Below are 17,636 nucleotides of genomic sequence, written 5' to 3'. Positions count from 1 at the left end.
TTGTCAGTCCGCCATCAGGGCTTCAATGTCGGCGATGGTTTTGGGAACTGCATCGGTCAGAACCCGGCAACCACCTTTGGTCACCACCACGTCGTCTTCAATACGGATGCCAATGCCACGCCACTTCTCGTCCACATCGGTATTATCAGGCGCAATGTAGAGTCCGGGCTCAACCGTCAGAACCATTCCGGACTCCAGCTGACGCCAGGCGTCACCTACCTTGTAATCCCCCACATCATGCACATCCAGCCCCAGCCAGTGGCCGGTGCGGTGCATGAAGAAGGGTTTGTAGGCCTCGTTGGCGATGGCGTCTTCCACCGTGCCGGACAACAGACCCAGATCGATCAAGCCCTGGGTCAGCACCTTCAGTGCCGCCTCATGGGGCCGGTTCCAGTGGTTTTCCGGAGAAACCGCCTCAATGGCCTGGTATTGCGCCGCCAGGACCACCTCATACAGGGCCCGCTGCTCGGCGCTGAATTTGCCGCTGACCGGGAAAGTCCGCGTGATGTCGGAGGCGTAGCACTGATACTCACAACCGGCATCAATCAATACCAGGTCGCCCTCTTTCAAAGGCGCGCTGTTCTCGATGTAATGGAGGATGCAGCCGTTGGCCCCACCGCCAACAATCGAAGGATACGCCGTTGATCGGGCACCATGCTCCATGAAGGTGTGAATCAGTTCAGCTTCCAGGTTGTATTCGAAGCCGCCTTTGCGGGCGCGCTTCATGGCCCGGCAGTGGGCCTCGGCACTGATCTCGCCAGCCTTGGCCATGATTTTGATTTCGTTGGCGCTCTTGTAAAGCCGCAGGTCGTGAAGCAGGTGCTCCAGCGCCACAAACTCACCGGGCGGGTGGGCGCCACTGCGGACCTTGCTGCGAATCATCTTCACCCAGTCCATAACCCGGGCGTCGAAATGATCGTCCTTGCCCAGCGGATAGTAGACCCGGCTGCGGCCTTCGATCATGCCCGGCAGGATGTCATCAATGTCTGAAACCGGAAAGGCGTCGTCCAGACCATAATGCTCTATGGCCCCCTCCGGGCCCACCAGAAAACCGTCCCAAAGCTCTTTCTCCGGATGCCGCTCCTTGCAGAACAGGACGGACTCGCCATGTTCCCGCCCCGGAATCAGGGCCAGTACCGCCTCTGGCTCACCAAAACCGGACAGGTAATGAAAATCGCTGTCCTGGCGGAACGGATGCAACACGTCCCGATTGCGAACACGCTCCGGCGCCGCCGGAATAATGGCAATGCTGTCCGGCGCCATCCGCTCCATCAGCTTGCGACGGCGTTCGGCAAACTCCTTCACGGGTATCATGGAGGTCATACACTCTCCTGCAGTCGTTGGCCTGCTCAGTGCAGGGTCGGCGATTCAGACGCCGGCTTCTCCGGGGCATTGAACTCGGTAAACACCGCCAGCGCCCCCAGCCGGATGTATTCGGTAATCTCCAGCAGCTGCTGCTCGCTTTCGTCGTCCGCTTCCTCATCGTCCGATAGCTGGCTGATCGCCACCATATCCTCAATCAGCTCGCGGATCTCGTCCGGAGCCTGCCCCAGGGACTCACCAGCAGACAGGGCCATACCTTCCAGAAACCCCCGCACCCAGGCAATGAGGGCCTCGAGACGCTGTTCAATGGCATAGTCGTCGTCAGGCAGTAAAGGATGGAAACTCATGTCTGCCGATTTCAAGAGATCCAGGGTCTGCTCGTAAGCACTATTCATGAACGGGGCGAGGTCGTCGGATTCATCGACAGCGCTTTCAGGCAAGCCCATGTGCTCACACACCATTGCCAGCCAGTCCAGTTCTTCTATACGGGATCCGGCAGCCAGTCGACCACACAGAACTCCATGCAGTTCGGAGGGATGGCTGAACGCCTTGTGGGCAGTAAAAACATTGGCCCAGCGCTCAAATTCAGCGGCGCGGGCAGCACCGGAAGTGTCGGTTTCTGACATGAAACAGGCGAATCCTGTGTTGTTGAATGAGGTCTCTATCCTAGCATTCAGGGGATCCCAAGGCACTTTTTCGGGAGCCAACGGCCATACACATTTCCCTGCACCGGATATCATTAGTTGATTTTCAACAGGGGAATCCACAAAATGTTATAACATACCATCTTCAGCCACGAGACAATGCCATGACCTCGAATAAATTACCTGCCCAGATCCTGGCGGCGGCTACGATTCTGACTGCCGCCCCCTTATCGGCCAATGCCAGCGATAACCCGGGCACGCACCAGCACGGGCACGCCGAATTACAGGTGGCCATCAGTAACAACCAGGTTGACCTGATCTTCACCTCCCCCGCCTACAACCTGCTGGGATTCGAACACGAAGCCCGCACTGGGGAGCAAGAAGCCAGCGTCAAAGAAACCATCGCCTGGTTAAGAACCACCCCCCTCGTGAACACACCTGAATCCAGCTGCAGAATCCAGGACGCGGACGTGCACTACGAAGCGAATACCGGTGATGACGACCACCGCGATCAGGGGCATGACCACGACGAAAAACCCGCCCGCCATTCTGATATCGAAGTCTCCCAGTCGCTGACCTGTTCAGGGCTGGAAGGTTCGAACGAACTCACCACTCCTCTGACCATCCGATTCCCGGGACTGGAGCATCTCAGCCTGGAGTGGGTCTGGCCCGAAGGACAAGGCTCAGGCCGCTTGGCTCAAGGGGAAAGTCTGTTCAAGCTTACCACCCATTGATGGGGCGTGGGTGCGGGGCTTGCCAAAATCGTGCGGAGCCAGGGATGGCGGAGCCGAGCGTACAGGGACGTATTTACAGCGTATTTTGGCAAGCCCCGCACCCACGCCACCCCAAGGTCACTCGTCGTAAGGTTCAACCTCGGTAGCAACCATGGAATAAGAAGATGCGCCAAGGTCATTCTCAGTACGCTCAATCACCAGCTTACCCTCGATCCAGACCGGATCGTACAAGGCCTCCAGGGTAAAGCCCTCTTTGTATTTAACGTGAATAATCTGATTCGGAGGCGGTGGCGGCACATGAATACAGGCGCCGTAGTAGGGCACCAGGAAAAACTCCAGAATACGCATATCCTGAGTGGTTTTCAGAGGCACCACAAAGCCGGGAATACGCCCTTCCACATTTCCCATTTCCGGCACAACCCGACCGGTCATGATCTCGTCCGGCAACAGGGGCGCACCATCGCCATCATGCTCAATCTCTGGCATATTCTCCAGCAGCGCGAGATCCTCGGCAGGCATCAACTCCAGCCAGTCGATCTCCCGGGGTTCAGCCCGGCCTGCCGCAGGGATCAGAAGTACAAGAGCCATCACGGTGGCCAAAGGCAGATAGCATCGTGCCCATGCAGGGGAAAGAGTCATCGGATCAAACACTCCTGGGATCGGATTCCGGAAAAACGCCATCATACACCGGGCAGACAGCAACCAACATGACCAGCAAGACAGACTCAGGCAGCAACAGTTCCCCGTTCCCGGAAACTGCCATCGAGGCTCACGGCCTTGGCTTTTCCTGGCACCCCGGGCAGGAAACCCTCTCCTTTCCGGATTTCACCCTGAATCGGGGCGAACACCTGTTCCTGCACGGCCCCAGTGGCAGCGGTAAAAGCACATTACTGAGCCTGCTCGCTGGCATGCTACGACCGGGCAACGGTACAATCCGCGTCCTTGGTACCGACCTTTATCAGCTCGGAGCCGGCGCCCGGGATCAGTTTCGGGCCGATCACATGGGCGTGATTTTCCAGCAGTTCAATCTGGTGCCCTATCTGACCACCCTGGCAAACGTCACCCTGCCCTGCCATCTGTCCGCACTCCGGCGAGATAATGCCGAGCTCACGGTGGCAGACGAAGCGGCGGGACTGCTTCGGGCCCTCGCCATTCCCGAAGACCACTGGCAGCGCAAGGTCACGAAACTGAGCATTGGCCAGCAACAACGAATCGCCGCTGCGCGGGCACTGATCGGCGCACCCGGCCTGATTCTGGCAGATGAGCCTACCTCTGCACTGGATACCGACAACCGGGACCGCTTCCTGGAGCTGTTGCTGAGCCTTGCGCATCGGCACAAAACTTCGGTTCTGTTCGTCAGCCACGACCGATCCCTGGCCAGCCACTTCCATCACCAGCTGGAACTGCGGGGTAGCCGGGGATGAAAACACACCTCGCTTTATCACTGGCTCTGGCCAGCCTCTGGCACAGAAGAAAGGTTCTGGCCCTGGTGTGCCTGACCCTGACCCTGAGCGTTTCGCTGCTTCTGGGCATCCAATACCTGCGCACGGAGGTCAAACAGTCTTTCACCACCACCATCAGTGGCACGGATCTGATCGTGGGTGCCCGCAGCGGCCAGCTGAACCTGTTGCTATACACCGTGTTCCATATCGGCGATGCCACCAACAACATTCGCTGGTCCACCTACCAGGCCCTCAAGAACGACAGCCGCCTGGACTGGCTGATTCCCATCTCCCTGGGAGACAGCTACCGGGGTTACCGGGTGGTCGCCACCGATGAGAACTTCCTGAAGCATTTCCGTTACGGCCGTGACCTGCCGCTGGCTCTGGCGGAGGGAATCTGGTTTACAGGTGTATTTGATGTTGTCCTCGGGGCCGGCGTTGCCAGAGACCTCGGACACCAGACCGGCGAAAAACTGGTCCTGTCCCACGGCGGAGGACGGACCAGCTTTTCCAACCACGAAGACACCCCGTTTACTGTCACCGGCGTACTGGAACCCACCGGTACGCCGGTGGACCAGGCGGTTTATATCGGGCTGGCTGGCATGGAGGCCATGCACGTAGGCTGGGAGTCGGGCGTTGCCATACCCGGTCGGACAATGACATTGGAAAAGGCAGAAGGGCGCGACTTCGTACCCGAGGCCATTACCGCTGCATTTGTCGGCATTGACCGCAAAATCCTGACTTTCCGACTGCAGCGGGAGATTAACCAGTTTGCCGGGGAGCCTCTTTCTGCCATCCTTCCAGGCGTGGCCCTGAGCGAACTCTGGCGCCTGATGGGCCAGTTCGAGAGAGCGCTGCTTGGCATTACCGGCTTTGTCGTGATTACCAGCCTGATCGGGCTTATCGCCGTTTTGCTAACCCTGCAGGCCCAGCGGGCTCACGAGATAGCCGTGCTGCGGGCGACCGGCGCCTCGCCGGCACTAATTGCCTCCCTGTACATAATCGAATGCGTTTCCCTTGCCCTGCTTGCCTGCCTGCTGGCTTTAATGATCGGGGCGGCGGGCATATCGCTGGCAAGTCCCTGGCTGCTGACCAGTTACGGCCTGCAGATAACCCTGCGGCCACTGACAGCGCCAGAATGGGGGTTGCTGGCATCAGTACCCGTCGCTGCTGCTCTGGTGTCACTGATCCCGGCGCTCAGCACCTGGCGCCAGAGCAAAACGCTTGGATTCGGGGAGGCGGCCGATCAGTGATCTGCATCACGCAGGCGCTGCAATGACAACCCTGTAAATTGACCGACTTAGCGTCCACACTTATAGTGAGGGAGCATCTGATTGACTCTGAATCGCAATTACCTCAAACCACTGCTGGGCAAGTCATGGAACAGTCCGAAGTACAGGCATTAGCGGACAAGCTGGACAGGCTGATTGAGCGCTGTCAGAAACTGGAGCGGGACAACGCCACACTGCGGGAACTGCAGGATGACTGGAACCGGGAACGGGCCCAGCTGATGCAGAAGAACGATCACGCGAAGCACAAGATCGAAGCCATGATCGGCCGCCTTCGGGCACTGGAGCATCACTGATGGCACAGCAATCCACAACCGTTGAGGTGAAGATCCTCGACAAGGAATACCTGGTCGCCTGTCCTGAGGAAGAACAGGACGCACTGATCAGGGCCGCAAGGCATCTGGATAGCAAAATGCGGGAAATCCGCGCTGGCGGCAAGGTGTTCGGCACCGAACGCATCGCTGTTATGGCTGCCCTGAACACTACCCATGAATTGCTTGAACGCGACACCATGTCCGACGCCACCAGTACACTGCTCAGAGCCATGGACAACAAACTCGATGGCGCCCTCGGTGATGGCTCGGGCCGTTAAAATCCGCACAGAATGCATTACAGGTGTTGCAATCGGCCCCGACCCTGCCCGTATAATGGGATCAACTTCCTGGGCTGTTCGCTATGGTCGGATACGTCCTCGAGCCGATGCGCATTACCCAGGTGGCTACTTCAGGGCATTGTGAGCACGTCCCCGTAAGGGGAAAGCCTAATATGTCACAGCGGCCACCGACCTTGAACTCTGGGTTCAAGGGCAACATCCGATAACGGCAGCCCGGGAAGCTTTATTTTGAGCCAGTTTATCGCCCCCCAACCGTTTGAATCCCATCCGGACACCCTGTCACGCAGTGAACTTCGCAAGCGCCTCCGGCAACAACGGCGCGCCCTGAGCTTTGAACAGCAGCAACAAGCCGCTGAATACCTGGCCCTGAACCTGCTCAAAAATCCTGATCTGCACCGCGCCCGACACATTGCCATCTACCTGCCCAACGACGGCGAGATTGATCCGCACGTCTACCTGGACATCGCCCGGCGCAAGGGGATTTGCTTCTATCTACCCGTACTGCACCCGATTCATGACGGCAGATTGGTGTTCAGCCCCTACTACGACGGCGTGGAATTGACCGTCAACCGTTTCGGCATTCCCGAACCGGCCTTCAGCAAAGGTCTGCGACGGCCGGCATGGGCTCTGGACGCAGTCCTTTTTCCATTGGTAGGTTTTGACGAGCAGGGTGGACGTTTGGGGATGGGGGGTGGCTTCTATGACAGGACGTTCGCGTTCAGCCGGATACGACCAAGACTGGCCCCAAAACTGATCGGGCTGGCCCATGACTTCCAGAAGGTGAGAAAGCTGCCTGTGGAGCCCTGGGACGTGCCCCTGCACAGCGTGGTGACGGATAAACAGCGTTACCGGTTCAGGGGCTGATTCATTACCTGAACGGAGCCAACAATGGCGTCATTTCTCGCCGCCTTGTCTTCAGAGGCGTGAATGGATGTGAAACCAGTTATCACAAGGCCTACCGCAAAAATCAGCACGATTGCGCGAATGATGTCCGGCTTACCGCCCATGACGCATATTCCTGTTTCAGGTAGAGGTAAATCTCAGGTAAATCAGAGAGCTATTCTTGTTATCAAGAATTAGACGAAAGATTAACACCTATATCGAGTTTTACAATTTTTGACAGATTAAATTTTAGTAATCTTCCTCCGCACTCGCTGAACCGGGGAGGCAGGCCCCTCCCGGAACTGTGCGGAGCCATGGATGGCGGAGCCCAAGCGTCACATGGATGTGCCGCAAGGAGCGTGTTCCGGGAGGGGCCTGCCTCCCCGGTTCTCGCACCCTATTAAGATGACCGAGCGTTACCCTGCCCCAAGAACAATTGATAAGCCTCGTTATCCGTCATGTTCTCGTAGCGGAAGCCAACCTTGTCGAGCATCTTCTCGAAGTCTGCCACTTCGTCATCCTCAACCTGGGCACCCAACAGGACACGACTGTAGGCCGCGCCGTGGTTTCGGTAATGGAACATGGAGATGTTCCAGCGGGTCCCGAGTGACATCAGGAACTTCAGCAACGCCCCCGGACGCTCCGGGAACTCGAACTGGAAAACCTTTTCGTTGGTGATGCTCGGGGCGTGGCCACCGACCATGTGGCGGATATGCTGTTTGGCCAGATCACTGTCGGTCAGGTCGACCACCGAATAACCGGTTTCGCGCAGGTCCTGAACCAACTCCTCGCGGCCGTGGCCTCCTGCCGCAATCTGGATACCGACAAAAATGGTGGCGTTGGTGGCATCGGCATAGCGGTAGTTGAACTCGGTAATACTGCGCTTGTGCAGAGCATTAATGAAGGTCTTGAACGCTCCCGGCTTCTCCGGAATGGTCACCGCCAGGATGGCCTCGCGCTTTTCACCCACTTCCGTGCGCTCGGAAATATAGCGCAGTCGATCAAAGTTCATGTTGGCACCGCTCAGGGTGGCAATCAGGTTTTCGTCCTCGATCTGCTCCCGTTCGATGTATTTCTTGATGCCGGCCACGCCCAGCGCACCTGCCGGTTCGGCAATGGACCGGGTGTCTTCGAAGACATCCTTGATGGCAGCGCAGATTTCATCGGTGGACACGGTGATCACCTCGTCCACGTGATCCTTGCAGATTTCCCAGGGGTACTTGCCAATCTGCTTGACTGCTACCCCATCGGCAAAGATGCCGACCTCATCCAGCACCACGCGCTTGCCAGCCTTCAGGGCCGCCTGCAGGCAATTGGAATCCTCGGGCTCCACGCCGATCACCTTGATTTCGGGGCGCAGGTACTTGATGTACGCCGCCATGCCGGCAATCAGACCGCCACCGCCAACGCAGATAAAGATGGCGTGGATCGGCTTGCTGAACTGCCACATGATTTCCATGGCGACCGTGCCCTGGCCGGCGATCACATCGGGGTCGTCGTAGGGCGGAATGTAGGTATAACCGTGCTTCTGGATCAGCTCCTGAGCATGAGTAGCGGCTTCATCAAAGGCATCGCCTCTGAGAACCACCTTCGCACCGTGATCCCGTACCGAGCGAACCTTGATTTCCGGCGTGGTCTGCGGCATCACAATGACGGCCTTGATGCCGAGTTTTTTCGCCGCCAGAGCGACACCCTGGGCATGGTTGCCAGCCGAGGCACAGATCACTCCCTTGGCTTTCTGTTCTTCGGACAGCTGGGCAATCCGGTTGTACGCGCCGCGAATCTTGAAGGAGAACACCGGCTGAAGGTCTTCACGCTTGAGCAGGATATTATTGCCAAAGCGCTTTGACAGACTACGGGCTTCAGTCAGTGGTGTTTCGATGGCTACGTCATAGACGCGCGCATCGAGTATCTTCTTGATGTAGCGTTGCGGCATAACATTTCCGGTTTCTGTTGGTTTGTGGTTGATGGTCGGCTGGGAAAAACCCACAGTGTAGGAAGTTTGCACGGTAGCCGTCTATAAGCAGACCGCCCGGAAGCGCTATAATGAACCATAATCCAGCCAGAATTGCAGAGGGAGCTTCCCATGACTCAGGACGAACTGAAAAAAGCCGTCGCCAAAGCCGCAGTGGACTACATCGCCCCACGCCTCGATAGCGACAGTATCATCGGCATTGGCACTGGCAGCACCGCCAACTTCTTTATCGACATGCTTGCCGAGCAAAAGATTGAGTTTGACGGTGCCGTCGCGAGTTCTGAAGCCACGGCTGAACGCCTGAAAAGCCATGGTATTCCAGTGTATGACCTTAACAGTGCTGGCGACCTGGAGTTTTATGTCGATGGTGCAGACGAAACCAACGAACGTCTGGAGCTGATTAAGGGCGGCGGCGGCGCCCTGACCCGGGAGAAGATCGTAGCGGAAGTTGCCAAAACCTTCATTTGTATTGCCGACGATTCCAAGATGGTTGGAGTGCTGGGCAAATTCCCGCTGCCGGTGGAAGTCATCCCCATGGCCCGAAGCCATGTTGGCCGGGAAATCGTCAAACTCGGTGGTGACCCGGTTTACCGGGAAGGCGTGGTCACCGACAACGGCAACATCATTCTTGATGTTCACAACATGGACATCTCCCGCCCCATCCAGGTAGAGGAAAGGCTCAACAACATTGTGGGTGTGGTCACCAATGGTCTGTTTGCCCGCCGCCCGGCCGACCTGCTTCTGCTTGGCACCAAAGACGGCGTCAAGAGCATCCCCCGCAAGGGCGCCTGATCCAAGCCAGTGTGCTCACCCAACAGAGCTGGCCTTCCGGGCCAGCTTTTTTATTGCCTGGCGACACACAAACCAAGCGCTTGCTTGGTGCTGAAATTTGCGCGACACTGCTGCCATTGATTCCGATCACAGGGAGTTTCACCGTGTCTGAGTATTTCAACGAAACCCATGAGCAGGTGCGCCAGTCTGCCCGCAAGTTCATCAATACCCATGTCCTGCCCCACATTGATGACTGGGAAGAGACCGGTGAATTCCCACGGGAGCTCTATAAAAAAGCCGGCGATGCTGGCCTGCTGGGCATTGGTTTTCCCGAAGCCCTGGGCGGCGTTGGTGAAGGCGACATCTTCCTGAAAGTAGCGGTATCCGAAGAACTCATGCGCTCCACCTCCGGCGGCCTGGTTGCCGGCCTCGGCTCCCTGGACATCGGCCTGCCCCCGGTCGCCAAATGGGCAAAAAAGGAAATCCGTGAGCAGGTCGTTCCACCAGTGCTGCGGGGCGAAAAGATCGCCGCCCTCGCCGTTACCGAACCCGGCGGTGGATCGGACGTTGCCAGCCTCAAAACCCGGGCCGTTAAAGACGGCGACCACTACATCGTCAACGGCAGCAAAACCTTCATCACCAGCGGCATCCGCGCTGATCACTACACTGTTGCCGTCCGCACCGGGGGCGAAGGCCATGGTGGTATCAGTCTGCTGCTCATTGACCGCGATATGCCCGGGTTCTCCACCGGCAGGAAGCTCCGGAAAATGGGCTGGTGGGCCAGCGACACGGCCGAACTCTTCTTCGAGGACTGCCGCGTCCCTGCCGACCGCCTGATCGGCGCCGAAAACGCCGGCTTTATTGCCATCATGAGTAACTTCCTGGCCGAGCGCCTGAGCCTGTCCATCATGGCTTACATGACCGCCCAACTCGCCTACGAAGCTGCCATCGACTACACCAAACAACGCCAGGCTTTCGGCCGCAGTATTGCGGGCTTTCAAGTGACGCGGCACAAACTGGTGGACATGGCCACCCAGATCGACATTGCCCGGGAATACACCTACCGCTGTGCCGCCCTGATGCAGGCCGGGAAGAACCCGATCAAACAGGTGGCCATGGCCAAGAATTTCTCGGTAGACGTCTGCGAAAAAGTCACCCGGGAAGCGGTGCAGCTGTTCGGTGGCATGGGGTATATGCGGGAAACCGTGGTTGAACGGCTATACCGGGACGCCAAGATTCTCTCCATCGGTGGCGGCACAACCGAAATCATGAAGGAGCTGATTGCCAAACAGATCAAGCTCTGAGCCCTGGGTTCCGCGTTAGCCCTCTGATTCTGCCCCAGCCTGTCATACTGGGGGCGGGCCATGTCAGTGGCTATTCCAAAACACGCTACAAGCACATCCATGTGCGCTTGTTTCGGGCCGTCCTTGGCCCTCTACAGTTTTGGAATAGCCACTGACACGGCCCGATCGAATTCTGTGCAATCCTCGCCTCATAAGTCGCATCGTTGTATTTCATCGCGGTCTCGCCGGCACCGCCTCCAAGTCTGGGCGGGTGTCTGGAAGAGCATTCCGAAAACGTGGAGCGCCAAGGATGGCGCGACCGAGCCCTACATGGACGTATTTACGGGCGTTTTTCGGAATGCTCTTCCAGATACCTGCATGCACCCAATTCAACGACCAAGGTTTAGTTTCGAACTGCAGGAGACTCCCGTATAATTGCGTCCACTTTTTAACCGCAGTTAAACGTACCTTTAACGTACCAGGAAGGATCGCTCATGCAATTCGACAACATCCCCGCAGGCAAGAACCCGCCTGAAGATATCTACGTTGCCATCGAAATCCCGGCCAACAGCTCCCCGGTCAAGTACGAACTGGACAAAGACATGGGCGCCCTGCTGGTTGACCGCTTCATGGCTACCCCGATGTTCTACCCGGCCAACTATGGCTTCATCCCGCACACCCTGGCCGACGACGGCGACCCTCTGGACGTGCTGGTTGTTACCCCCTACGCAGTCCAGGCTGGCTCCGTGATTCGCTGCCGTCCGGTTGGCGTTCTCAACATGGAAGACGAAGCCGGTGGCGACGCCAAACTGGTGGCAGTACCTCACGACAAGTTGACCACCACCTACCACAACGTCCGGGAAATCACCGATCTGCCCGAGCTGCTTCGTGACCAGATCAAGCACTTCTTCGAGAACTACAAGACTCTTGAGCCAGGCAAGTGGGTCAAGGTTCAGGGTTGGGACAATGCCGACGCTGCCAGAAAAGCCATCATGGATTCCGTGAACGCCTACAAGGGCTGATCCGGTATTTCCAGGGCATAAAAAACCGGGCATCGTGCCCGGTTTTTTATGCCCGCCAACCTGGCGTCTGGTCTTCAGCCTCTGGAAAGCAGATCCCGCATGTCACTGATCGCCGCGCTGGCCCGGGAAAGATAGGCCGCCATGGTCAGTGAGTGGTTGGCGAGAACGCCAAATCCGCTGCCGTTCAGTACCACCGGGCTCCACATCGGACCCTGGGCACCCTCCAGCTCAATGATCACCTGTTTCACACTGGACATGGCGTTTTTGTCCTGCAGTACCTTCCGGAAGTCCACTTCAATGGCACGGAAGATATGCAACAAGGCCCAGGAGCTCCCACGGGCTTCGTATAAAACATTATCAATCTGGGTCCAGGGCGTTTTCACATCAATGCCCCCGGTTTCTTCCTGTAGCGGGTTGTCCATGTCCACGTTGGCCACTGCATCAGATACTGAGGCTTTGCCGACACTCTCACCCAGTGTTCTTGAGAGGCTGCCGATTCTGGTTTCCAGGTCCGCCAACCAGTTTGCCAGATTGTCCGCCCGAGCGTAGAACTGGGCGTCAGCCTGCTCCGGGCTCGACAAGCGGTTGAGGTAGCGCTTCAGGGCCTCGATGCCGCGTCGGTATTCCGCTTCGGTGGACGGGATGGCCCAGCTTCCGCTGTCAAAGTGGAATTGCGGCTCTGCGATGGTCAGGTCCGGGTCCTCCGCAGACTGGCTCTGGGAGCGGGCGATATCCCTGCGCATGGCCCGGGACAGATCCCGGAGCTGCACCAGCACCCCGAATTCCCAACTGGGCATGTTATCCAGCCAGACGCCAGGCGGAAATATATCGTTGGAGAGATAGCCGCCGGGCTTTTCAAGCAGGGTTTCGGCAATCCGGATCATGGTTACCGTCGTCGCAAAACCGGTAACGGGTTCACGCTCCATGGAATTGGCTACAGAGCGGGTATGTTCACGCACCGAAAACGTGTCAGGTTCGCTGCTCCAGTACATGCCGACGATAACGGAAACCAGGAGATACACCACCAGCAACACCAGAATGAGTTTGCCAATAACACCGCTGCCCCCGGCATAATCCTGAACATCGTCTTTCTTGTCCCTGAAGTACTGTCTGATTTTGCCTGGCATATGACTTTTAATCCCCTGTCTGTTGATTGTCAGCGGCAAACGGCCGACCAAGATGGTAACCCATGGCTCCGTCGATACCCAGCGTACAGAGTACCGAGTATTCCGCTGCAGTTTCCACTCCTGTGGCAAACACCTTTACCCCGCGGCTGTGGGCGATGGCGACCACCGAATCCAGATAAAACCGGTTATCCTCGTGGGTGTCGATATCATGAATAAAGCTGTTATCGATACGCACACCCTGAAATCTCAGATTTCTCAGGTAACTGAAAGGCACGCCCCCGACACCGAAGCGATCAACCAGGACTGGCACGCCGAGCCGCCCGAGTGCCCTTACCAGCAAGCCCACTGCCGTTCGATGATGATGAATTGTTTGTTCGGAGATCCCGACCCAGAGGTTGTGGCCCAGCGAATCGGCCTGCTGAAGCTGTGCCAACAGATCCAAGCGGAACGCTTCGCTGGCAACAGAGGCGTTGCCCAGAGAAATTGCCAGCGGCTGATCCGGAAACTCTGCCAGTCGCTCCAGCACCCGCTGGACCAGCAGGCGGTCGAGATCCGCAATCAGACCAAACCGCTCCGCCATGGGTACGAATGTGCCCGCTTTCAGGGTGCCTTCGACAGACTCGATCCGTGAGAACACCTGATGATAGACGGGCATCAGCCTACCTTCATTAACCATGGGCTGGAGCCAGAGCGACAAATTCTGCTGATGAATCGCCTGGCTGATAATCACCCGCCAGGTTTCCAGATTATGGTGGCCATCCTTCTCCGGGTCTGCCAGATGGCAGCCGGACTCGGCCCTGCCCTGGGCATTACGCAGCGCCTCATCGGCAGCGGCCATCAGATCCCGGGCGCCCCGGCCCTCGCGGGTTTTCGCCAAGCCCGCGTGCACGGCAGTGTCCATGGGCGACGCCAGATCCGCGTACACCCCATCCAACTCGGTAACCAGTTGCCGGCACCAGACGCCTGCATCGGCGGGTATTACACCGGGCAGGAACAGGGCGAACTCGGCACCGGTTCGTCGCCCGGCAAAAGCGCCCGCATGAAACGTGACAAAGTCGGCAATCACACTTGCGACACGCAGAAGCAGGCGGTCAGCCTCGTTTCTGCCGTAGGCCTGGTTGTAATCTGAGAAATCCGCCAGTTGGATCAGCATCAGAACCCCGAGCGCTGCTTTTTCCTCGGATTCCACTTCCACTTTCAAACGCTGATCAAACGCTCTCCGGCTCGCCAGGCCAGTCACCGAGTCCTCGTTATTGACCCGGCGCAGATGCTGGATGAGCCGGGCCTGCCCTTCAAATAATTGCCCGAGGTCATCCGCCATCTGGTTCATGGCATCAGTTACCCGATTGATTTCCCGGGTCGACTTGATCGCTACCCGTTTGCGAAAATCTCTCTGCCCGAGCGCCTGCGCCTGGGTTTCCAGGGCATGAAGGGGGCTCAGGGTACGGCGAAGCAGTACAAACAGCGCAAACAGACCTATCCCGCCAAGAACAGCGGTACTCGTCGTCAAACCGATGGTTATTCGCCAGAGATCCTGATAGGCACGGCCGGGGTGGCTAATAACCTGCACGGTTCCCAGGCGACTCCAGCCACGAACCACCTCCGCTTCGGCAACCGGCAACGGAAGAGCCGCGAGGGACCGGAACCAGGAGGGCACACCAACATCGCTAAGGGTTATTGCCCGGCCTGCGATCTGCTCATTCTGGTGATTCAGATAACTGATCGACAGGTAGCGCCCGCTGTCGAAGACCGCATCAATCAGTGATGCAGAGGCAACCGGGTCACGCCCATCAATGGCATTGGACAGTGACAAGCCGATCGCAGTTGCACCATCCCGGGCATGACCCGCCAACTGGTCCGAAACATAACCCCGAAAATAGCCAAAACTGGTGATAAACACCGCCACCAGAAGCGTCACCAGCAAACTGCCAGTAAACACCAGAAGGATTGTCCGCAGAGTGAGGACACCCTGCTGCTTCCGGTTGATGGTGATTTGCTTCCTTGCCATGAGGAGCTGCTCCGGATTGGCTGTGAGCCAGCCGGCCAGGTGATTGTGACCTGCACCGCAGAGTTGACAAACATTTACAGTGCGCAACCTACGCCGACAACATTAAACACTATAGACTCTGCAAAAGGACTAAGGTTGAAAAATTGTCCGCACCGGGGAAGGACAACCAATAACGAAAAAGAGACAGGCCGGAGCAACATGAACGACGAAAGCCAGAAAGAAAAACTCAGGCAGCATTTCGCACGCCGTGTAACAACCCAGGCCCGGGTTGTTCTGGATACCTGGCAAAAGATTCACGAAGACCGTGAGAAGGCCGCGGCGCATCGCGCGGAATTCTCCGCCGCCACAGACAAACTGGTCCGTTATGCACAGCGTTTCGAAATGGTCAGCCATGCTGAAGCGGGCCAGACCATCCTTGAGCTGATAAACCACTGGGAGGCCGGTTCAGCACTGGACGAGACTCTGGAACGGAAACTCCAGGATGCCATCGAATCCCTCTCCCAAAGCACTCTGCGCCGGACAGACCGCAACAATTCCGAAGTGCCTCACCAGTTCCGTCGTACCCCGGTTTACATTGCCCTGGCAAATCAGGAGATGGCAGGCCGTCTGATCCGTCAGCTGGAATTTTTCGGCTTCCGGGCCTCAGCCTTTGCCAGTGCTGAAGATCTGACCGAAGCCTGCGCACTCCACAAGCCGGAAACCATCCTGGTGGATGTTAACTTTGGCGGCACGCCCAATGCGGGCATCGCTACCATTGAACATCTGCAGGAACGTCACGACACGCCCATTCCGATCATCTTCATGAGCGACGAGGATGGTTCCATCGAGACGCGACTGCAGGCTTCCCGCTGTGGCGGCGAGGAATTCTTCTATCCGGCGGTTGATCCGGGCCAGCTGATCGAGAAGATCGAAACCTACACCCATGGCAATACAGTGGAGCCTTACAAGGTACTGGTACTGGACGACTCCCGGGCCCAGGCCAAATACATGGAGACGGTGCTGAAAAAGGCGGGCATGACCGCCCACATCATCACTGACCCGATGCAGATCATTCATGCCCTGGAGGAGTTTTCTCCCGAAATCATCATCCTGGACATGTACATGCCAGGCTGCACCGGCATGGAAATCGCCCGGGTTATCCGCCAGCAGGACCGGTTTCACAGCGTCCCTATCATTTACCTGTCTGCGGAAGAAGATGTCAGCAAGCAGCTCCACGCCATGAGCCTGGGCGGTGACGACTTCCTCACCAAACCGATCGACCCCAAACACCTGATTGCCACCATCCATAACCGTGGACGGCGGGCCCGTTCGCTGCTGGCGCTGATGATACGCGACAGCCTGACCGGGCTGTTCAACCACACTCACACCCTGCACCTGCTGGATCAGGAAATTGTCAGGGCGCGGCAGAAAGACCAGCCTCTGTGCTTTGCGATGATCGACATCGACTATTTCAAGAAGGTGAATGACACCTTTGGCCACCCGATTGGGGATCGTGTGTTGCGGAGCCTGTCGATGTTCCTCAAGCAGCGCCTGCGCAAAACTGACCATATCGGGCGTTACGGCGGTGAGGAATTTGCCATCATCCTGCCCAACACCCGCCCAAGCGATGCGAGGAACGTGCTCAACGAAATTCGCGAACGCTTCTCGGAACTTCAGCAACCGGCGGGGGACAGGGAGTTCCATGTCACCTTCAGTTGTGGCATCGCAGACTGGAATGAGGAGACCTCCCAGGCCATGTGCGAGCGCGCGGACCGGGCGCTCTATACCTCCAAGGAACTCGGCCGCAACTGCGTCACCCTGGCGGATTGATCCTCCTGCCCCGCCAGGCAAGGCTCAGCTCTTGCCCGGCGCCTGCCATTTATGAAACCAACGTCGTATAGAAGTTCTCTCCATCGTTGACGACAATGATTGTCATCAACGGAAAGATCCCGTTTCGCTTCATTTGCCGACTTTTTACGACCAATGGACAACAGGGAAGATTGTCAAAAAGTGTTGATATAAGGGAAACAAGCACGCACCATTGGGGGAACTTGCCGTTAATTTCGGCGATCCTGTTGTAAAGACATCAAGGCAGACAGAACCATGTCGACAATTCTCGTGCTCCATGGCCCCAACCTCAACATGCTCGGCAGCCGCGAGCCAGAGGTCTATGGTTACGAGACACTGGCCGATATTGACGACCGGTTGCGCTCACGGGCGGCAGAGAAAGGCCATCACCTGCTGCACCTGCAGTCAAACGCCGAATACGAACTGATTGAACGGGTTCACGAAGCCCGGGCGGAAGGCGTGGATTTCATCATCATCAATCCTGCCGCTTTCACCCACACCAGCGTTGCCCTCCGGGATGCCATGCTGGCTTCGGGAATCCCCTTTATTGAAGTGCATCTTTCCAACGTGTTTGCACGGGAACCGTTCCGGCATCACTCCTATTTCTCGGATATCGCCGAAGGCGTTATCTGTGGGCTGGGCAGCCAGGGGTACGACCTCGCACTTCAGGCCGCCCTGATACGTATTCACCGATAG

At 57.5% G+C, this 17,636-nt stretch carries 18 protein-coding genes and 1 other RNA gene; 12 read left to right on the top strand and 7 right to left on the bottom strand.

What is annotated here, in order from left to right; translation table 11 throughout:
* Nucleotides 1–3: 3 nt before the first annotated feature.
* Nucleotides 4–1,323: a Xaa-Pro aminopeptidase gene (gene pepP, locus CLH62_RS13885; protein WP_099618720.1), complete on the bottom strand. Its 1,320-nt coding sequence runs from the start codon at nucleotides 1,321–1,323 to the stop codon at nucleotides 4–6.
* Nucleotides 1,324–1,349: 26 nt separating this feature from the next.
* The gene (locus tag CLH62_RS13880) at nucleotides 1,350–1,949 is read right to left on the bottom strand and encodes a UPF0149 family protein (RefSeq protein ID WP_099618719.1); all 600 of its coding nucleotides are present in this window, start codon (nucleotides 1,947–1,949) and stop codon (nucleotides 1,350–1,352) included.
* A gap of 182 nt (nucleotides 1,950–2,131) precedes the next feature.
* Here CLH62_RS13880 and CLH62_RS13875 point away from each other — a divergent pair, with 182 nt between their 5' ends.
* Nucleotides 2,132–2,701: a ZrgA family zinc uptake protein gene (locus tag CLH62_RS13875; protein ID WP_099618718.1), complete on the top strand. Its 570-nt coding sequence runs from the start codon at nucleotides 2,132–2,134 to the stop codon at nucleotides 2,699–2,701.
* 117 nt (nucleotides 2,702–2,818) lie between these two features.
* On the opposite strand, the gene CLH62_RS13870 is transcribed toward CLH62_RS13875, so the two are convergent.
* Entirely contained in the window at nucleotides 2,819–3,340 is a 522-nt protein-coding gene (locus CLH62_RS13870; protein ID WP_211285740.1) for a DUF3299 domain-containing protein, read from the bottom strand.
* Nucleotides 3,341–3,408: 68 nt separating this feature from the next.
* Here CLH62_RS13870 and CLH62_RS13865 point away from each other — a divergent pair, with 68 nt between their 5' ends.
* From CLH62_RS13865 to CLH62_RS13840, 6 genes are all read left to right on the top strand, one after another.
* Entirely contained in the window at nucleotides 3,409–4,125 is a 717-nt protein-coding gene (locus tag CLH62_RS13865) for an ABC transporter ATP-binding protein (protein WP_099618717.1), read from the top strand.
* The gene (locus CLH62_RS13860) at nucleotides 4,122–5,396 is read left to right on the top strand and encodes an ABC transporter permease (protein WP_099618716.1); all 1,275 of its coding nucleotides are present in this window, start codon (nucleotides 4,122–4,124) and stop codon (nucleotides 5,394–5,396) included. Before CLH62_RS13865 ends, CLH62_RS13860 begins: the two co-directional genes overlap by 4 nt.
* A gap of 125 nt (nucleotides 5,397–5,521) precedes the next feature.
* Nucleotides 5,522–5,728: a TIGR02449 family protein gene (locus CLH62_RS13855; protein ID WP_099618715.1), complete on the top strand. Its 207-nt coding sequence runs from the start codon at nucleotides 5,522–5,524 to the stop codon at nucleotides 5,726–5,728.
* Nucleotides 5,728–6,024, top strand: a complete 297-nt coding sequence (locus CLH62_RS13850) for a cell division protein ZapA (RefSeq protein ID WP_099618714.1) — start codon at nucleotides 5,728–5,730, stop codon at nucleotides 6,022–6,024. Before CLH62_RS13855 ends, CLH62_RS13850 begins: the two co-directional genes overlap by 1 nt.
* Before the next feature lie 63 nt (nucleotides 6,025–6,087).
* Nucleotides 6,088–6,269, top strand: a non-coding RNA gene (gene ssrS / locus CLH62_RS13845) — 6S RNA.
* A 4-nt stretch (nucleotides 6,270–6,273) separates the two neighbouring features.
* The gene (locus tag CLH62_RS13840; protein WP_099618713.1) at nucleotides 6,274–6,909 is read left to right on the top strand and encodes a 5-formyltetrahydrofolate cyclo-ligase; all 636 of its coding nucleotides are present in this window, start codon (nucleotides 6,274–6,276) and stop codon (nucleotides 6,907–6,909) included.
* Here the strand turns inward: CLH62_RS13840 and CLH62_RS21130 are convergent.
* Both CLH62_RS21130 and ilvA read right to left on the bottom strand, forming a co-directional pair.
* Nucleotides 6,891–7,052, bottom strand: coding sequence for a hypothetical protein (locus tag CLH62_RS21130; RefSeq protein WP_170005804.1), 162 nt, complete (start codon nucleotides 7,050–7,052; stop codon nucleotides 6,891–6,893). The two genes, CLH62_RS13840 and CLH62_RS21130, sit on opposite strands and share 19 nt — an antisense overlap.
* 275 nt (nucleotides 7,053–7,327) lie before the next feature.
* Nucleotides 7,328–8,863, bottom strand: coding sequence for a threonine ammonia-lyase, biosynthetic (gene ilvA / locus CLH62_RS13835; RefSeq protein WP_099618712.1), 1,536 nt, complete (start codon nucleotides 8,861–8,863; stop codon nucleotides 7,328–7,330).
* Between the two features lie 150 nt (nucleotides 8,864–9,013).
* Here ilvA and rpiA point away from each other — a divergent pair, with 150 nt between their 5' ends.
* The 3 genes from rpiA (at nucleotide 9,014) to ppa (ending at nucleotide 11,978) form a co-directional block, all read left to right on the top strand.
* Nucleotides 9,014–9,694 (top strand): ribose-5-phosphate isomerase RpiA, encoded by a 681-nt coding sequence (rpiA, locus tag CLH62_RS13830; protein WP_099618711.1) that lies wholly within the window; start codon nucleotides 9,014–9,016, stop codon nucleotides 9,692–9,694.
* 143 nt (nucleotides 9,695–9,837) lie between these two features.
* A complete protein-coding gene (locus tag CLH62_RS13825) occupies nucleotides 9,838–10,977 on the top strand; it encodes an acyl-CoA dehydrogenase family protein (RefSeq protein WP_099618710.1) in 1,140 nt (379 codons plus the stop codon).
* Between the two features lie 473 nt (nucleotides 10,978–11,450).
* On the top strand, nucleotides 11,451–11,978 hold the full coding sequence (gene ppa, locus CLH62_RS13820; protein ID WP_099618709.1) for an inorganic diphosphatase: 528 nt from the start codon (nucleotides 11,451–11,453) through the stop codon (nucleotides 11,976–11,978).
* A gap of 74 nt (nucleotides 11,979–12,052) precedes the next feature.
* Here the strand turns inward: ppa and CLH62_RS13815 are convergent, their stop codons facing one another.
* Together CLH62_RS13815 and CLH62_RS13810 are read right to left on the bottom strand one after the other, a co-directional pair.
* The gene (locus CLH62_RS13815) at nucleotides 12,053–13,105 is read right to left on the bottom strand and encodes a DUF2333 family protein (RefSeq protein ID WP_099618708.1); all 1,053 of its coding nucleotides are present in this window, start codon (nucleotides 13,103–13,105) and stop codon (nucleotides 12,053–12,055) included.
* A 7-nt stretch (nucleotides 13,106–13,112) separates the two neighbouring features.
* Nucleotides 13,113–15,113: a bifunctional diguanylate cyclase/phosphodiesterase gene (locus tag CLH62_RS13810; RefSeq protein ID WP_099618707.1), complete on the bottom strand. Its 2,001-nt coding sequence runs from the start codon at nucleotides 15,111–15,113 to the stop codon at nucleotides 13,113–13,115.
* 198 nt (nucleotides 15,114–15,311) lie between these two features.
* On the opposite strand from CLH62_RS13810, the gene CLH62_RS13805 reads away from it, so the two are divergent.
* Together CLH62_RS13805 and aroQ are read left to right on the top strand one after the other, a co-directional pair.
* Nucleotides 15,312–16,922 (top strand): GGDEF domain-containing response regulator, encoded by a 1,611-nt coding sequence (locus CLH62_RS13805; RefSeq protein WP_099618706.1) that lies wholly within the window; start codon nucleotides 15,312–15,314, stop codon nucleotides 16,920–16,922.
* A gap of 273 nt (nucleotides 16,923–17,195) precedes the next feature.
* The gene (gene aroQ / locus CLH62_RS13800; protein WP_099618705.1) at nucleotides 17,196–17,636 is read left to right on the top strand and encodes a type II 3-dehydroquinate dehydratase; all 441 of its coding nucleotides are present in this window, start codon (nucleotides 17,196–17,198) and stop codon (nucleotides 17,634–17,636) included.

The sequence above is a fragment of the Marinobacter guineae genome (assembly GCF_002744735.1).
Taxonomy (GTDB): Bacteria; Pseudomonadota; Gammaproteobacteria; order Pseudomonadales; family Oleiphilaceae; genus Marinobacter; species Marinobacter guineae.
This window is presented reverse-complemented; position numbering and strand designations above follow the sequence as displayed.

Coding starts and splice junctions, on each gene's coding strand:
- pepP (WP_099618720.1), bottom strand. CDS start 1,323: ATGACCTCCATGATACCCGTGAAGGAGTTTGCCGAACGCCGTCGCAAG.
- CLH62_RS13880 (WP_099618719.1), bottom strand. CDS start 1,949: ATGTCAGAAACCGACACTTCCGGTGCTGCCCGCGCCGCTGAATTTGAG.
- CLH62_RS13875 (WP_099618718.1), top strand. CDS start 2,132: ATGACCTCGAATAAATTACCTGCCCAGATCCTGGCGGCGGCTACGATT.
- CLH62_RS13870 (WP_211285740.1), bottom strand. CDS start 3,340: ATGACTCTTTCCCCTGCATGGGCACGATGCTATCTGCCTTTGGCCACC.
- CLH62_RS13865 (WP_099618717.1), top strand. CDS start 3,409: ATGACCAGCAAGACAGACTCAGGCAGCAACAGTTCCCCGTTCCCGGAA.
- CLH62_RS13860 (WP_099618716.1), top strand. CDS start 4,122: ATGAAAACACACCTCGCTTTATCACTGGCTCTGGCCAGCCTCTGGCAC.
- CLH62_RS13855 (WP_099618715.1), top strand. CDS start 5,522: ATGGAACAGTCCGAAGTACAGGCATTAGCGGACAAGCTGGACAGGCTG.
- CLH62_RS13850 (WP_099618714.1), top strand. CDS start 5,728: ATGGCACAGCAATCCACAACCGTTGAGGTGAAGATCCTCGACAAGGAA.
- CLH62_RS21130 (WP_170005804.1), bottom strand. CDS start 7,052: ATGGGCGGTAAGCCGGACATCATTCGCGCAATCGTGCTGATTTTTGCG.
- ilvA (WP_099618712.1), bottom strand. CDS start 8,863: ATGCCGCAACGCTACATCAAGAAGATACTCGATGCGCGCGTCTATGAC.
- rpiA (WP_099618711.1), top strand. CDS start 9,014: ATGACTCAGGACGAACTGAAAAAAGCCGTCGCCAAAGCCGCAGTGGAC.
- ppa (WP_099618709.1), top strand. CDS start 11,451: ATGCAATTCGACAACATCCCCGCAGGCAAGAACCCGCCTGAAGATATC.
- CLH62_RS13815 (WP_099618708.1), bottom strand. CDS start 13,105: ATGCCAGGCAAAATCAGACAGTACTTCAGGGACAAGAAAGACGATGTT.
- CLH62_RS13810 (WP_099618707.1), bottom strand. CDS start 15,113: ATGGCAAGGAAGCAAATCACCATCAACCGGAAGCAGCAGGGTGTCCTC.
- CLH62_RS13805 (WP_099618706.1), top strand. CDS start 15,312: ATGAACGACGAAAGCCAGAAAGAAAAACTCAGGCAGCATTTCGCACGC.
- aroQ (WP_099618705.1), top strand. CDS start 17,196: ATGTCGACAATTCTCGTGCTCCATGGCCCCAACCTCAACATGCTCGGC.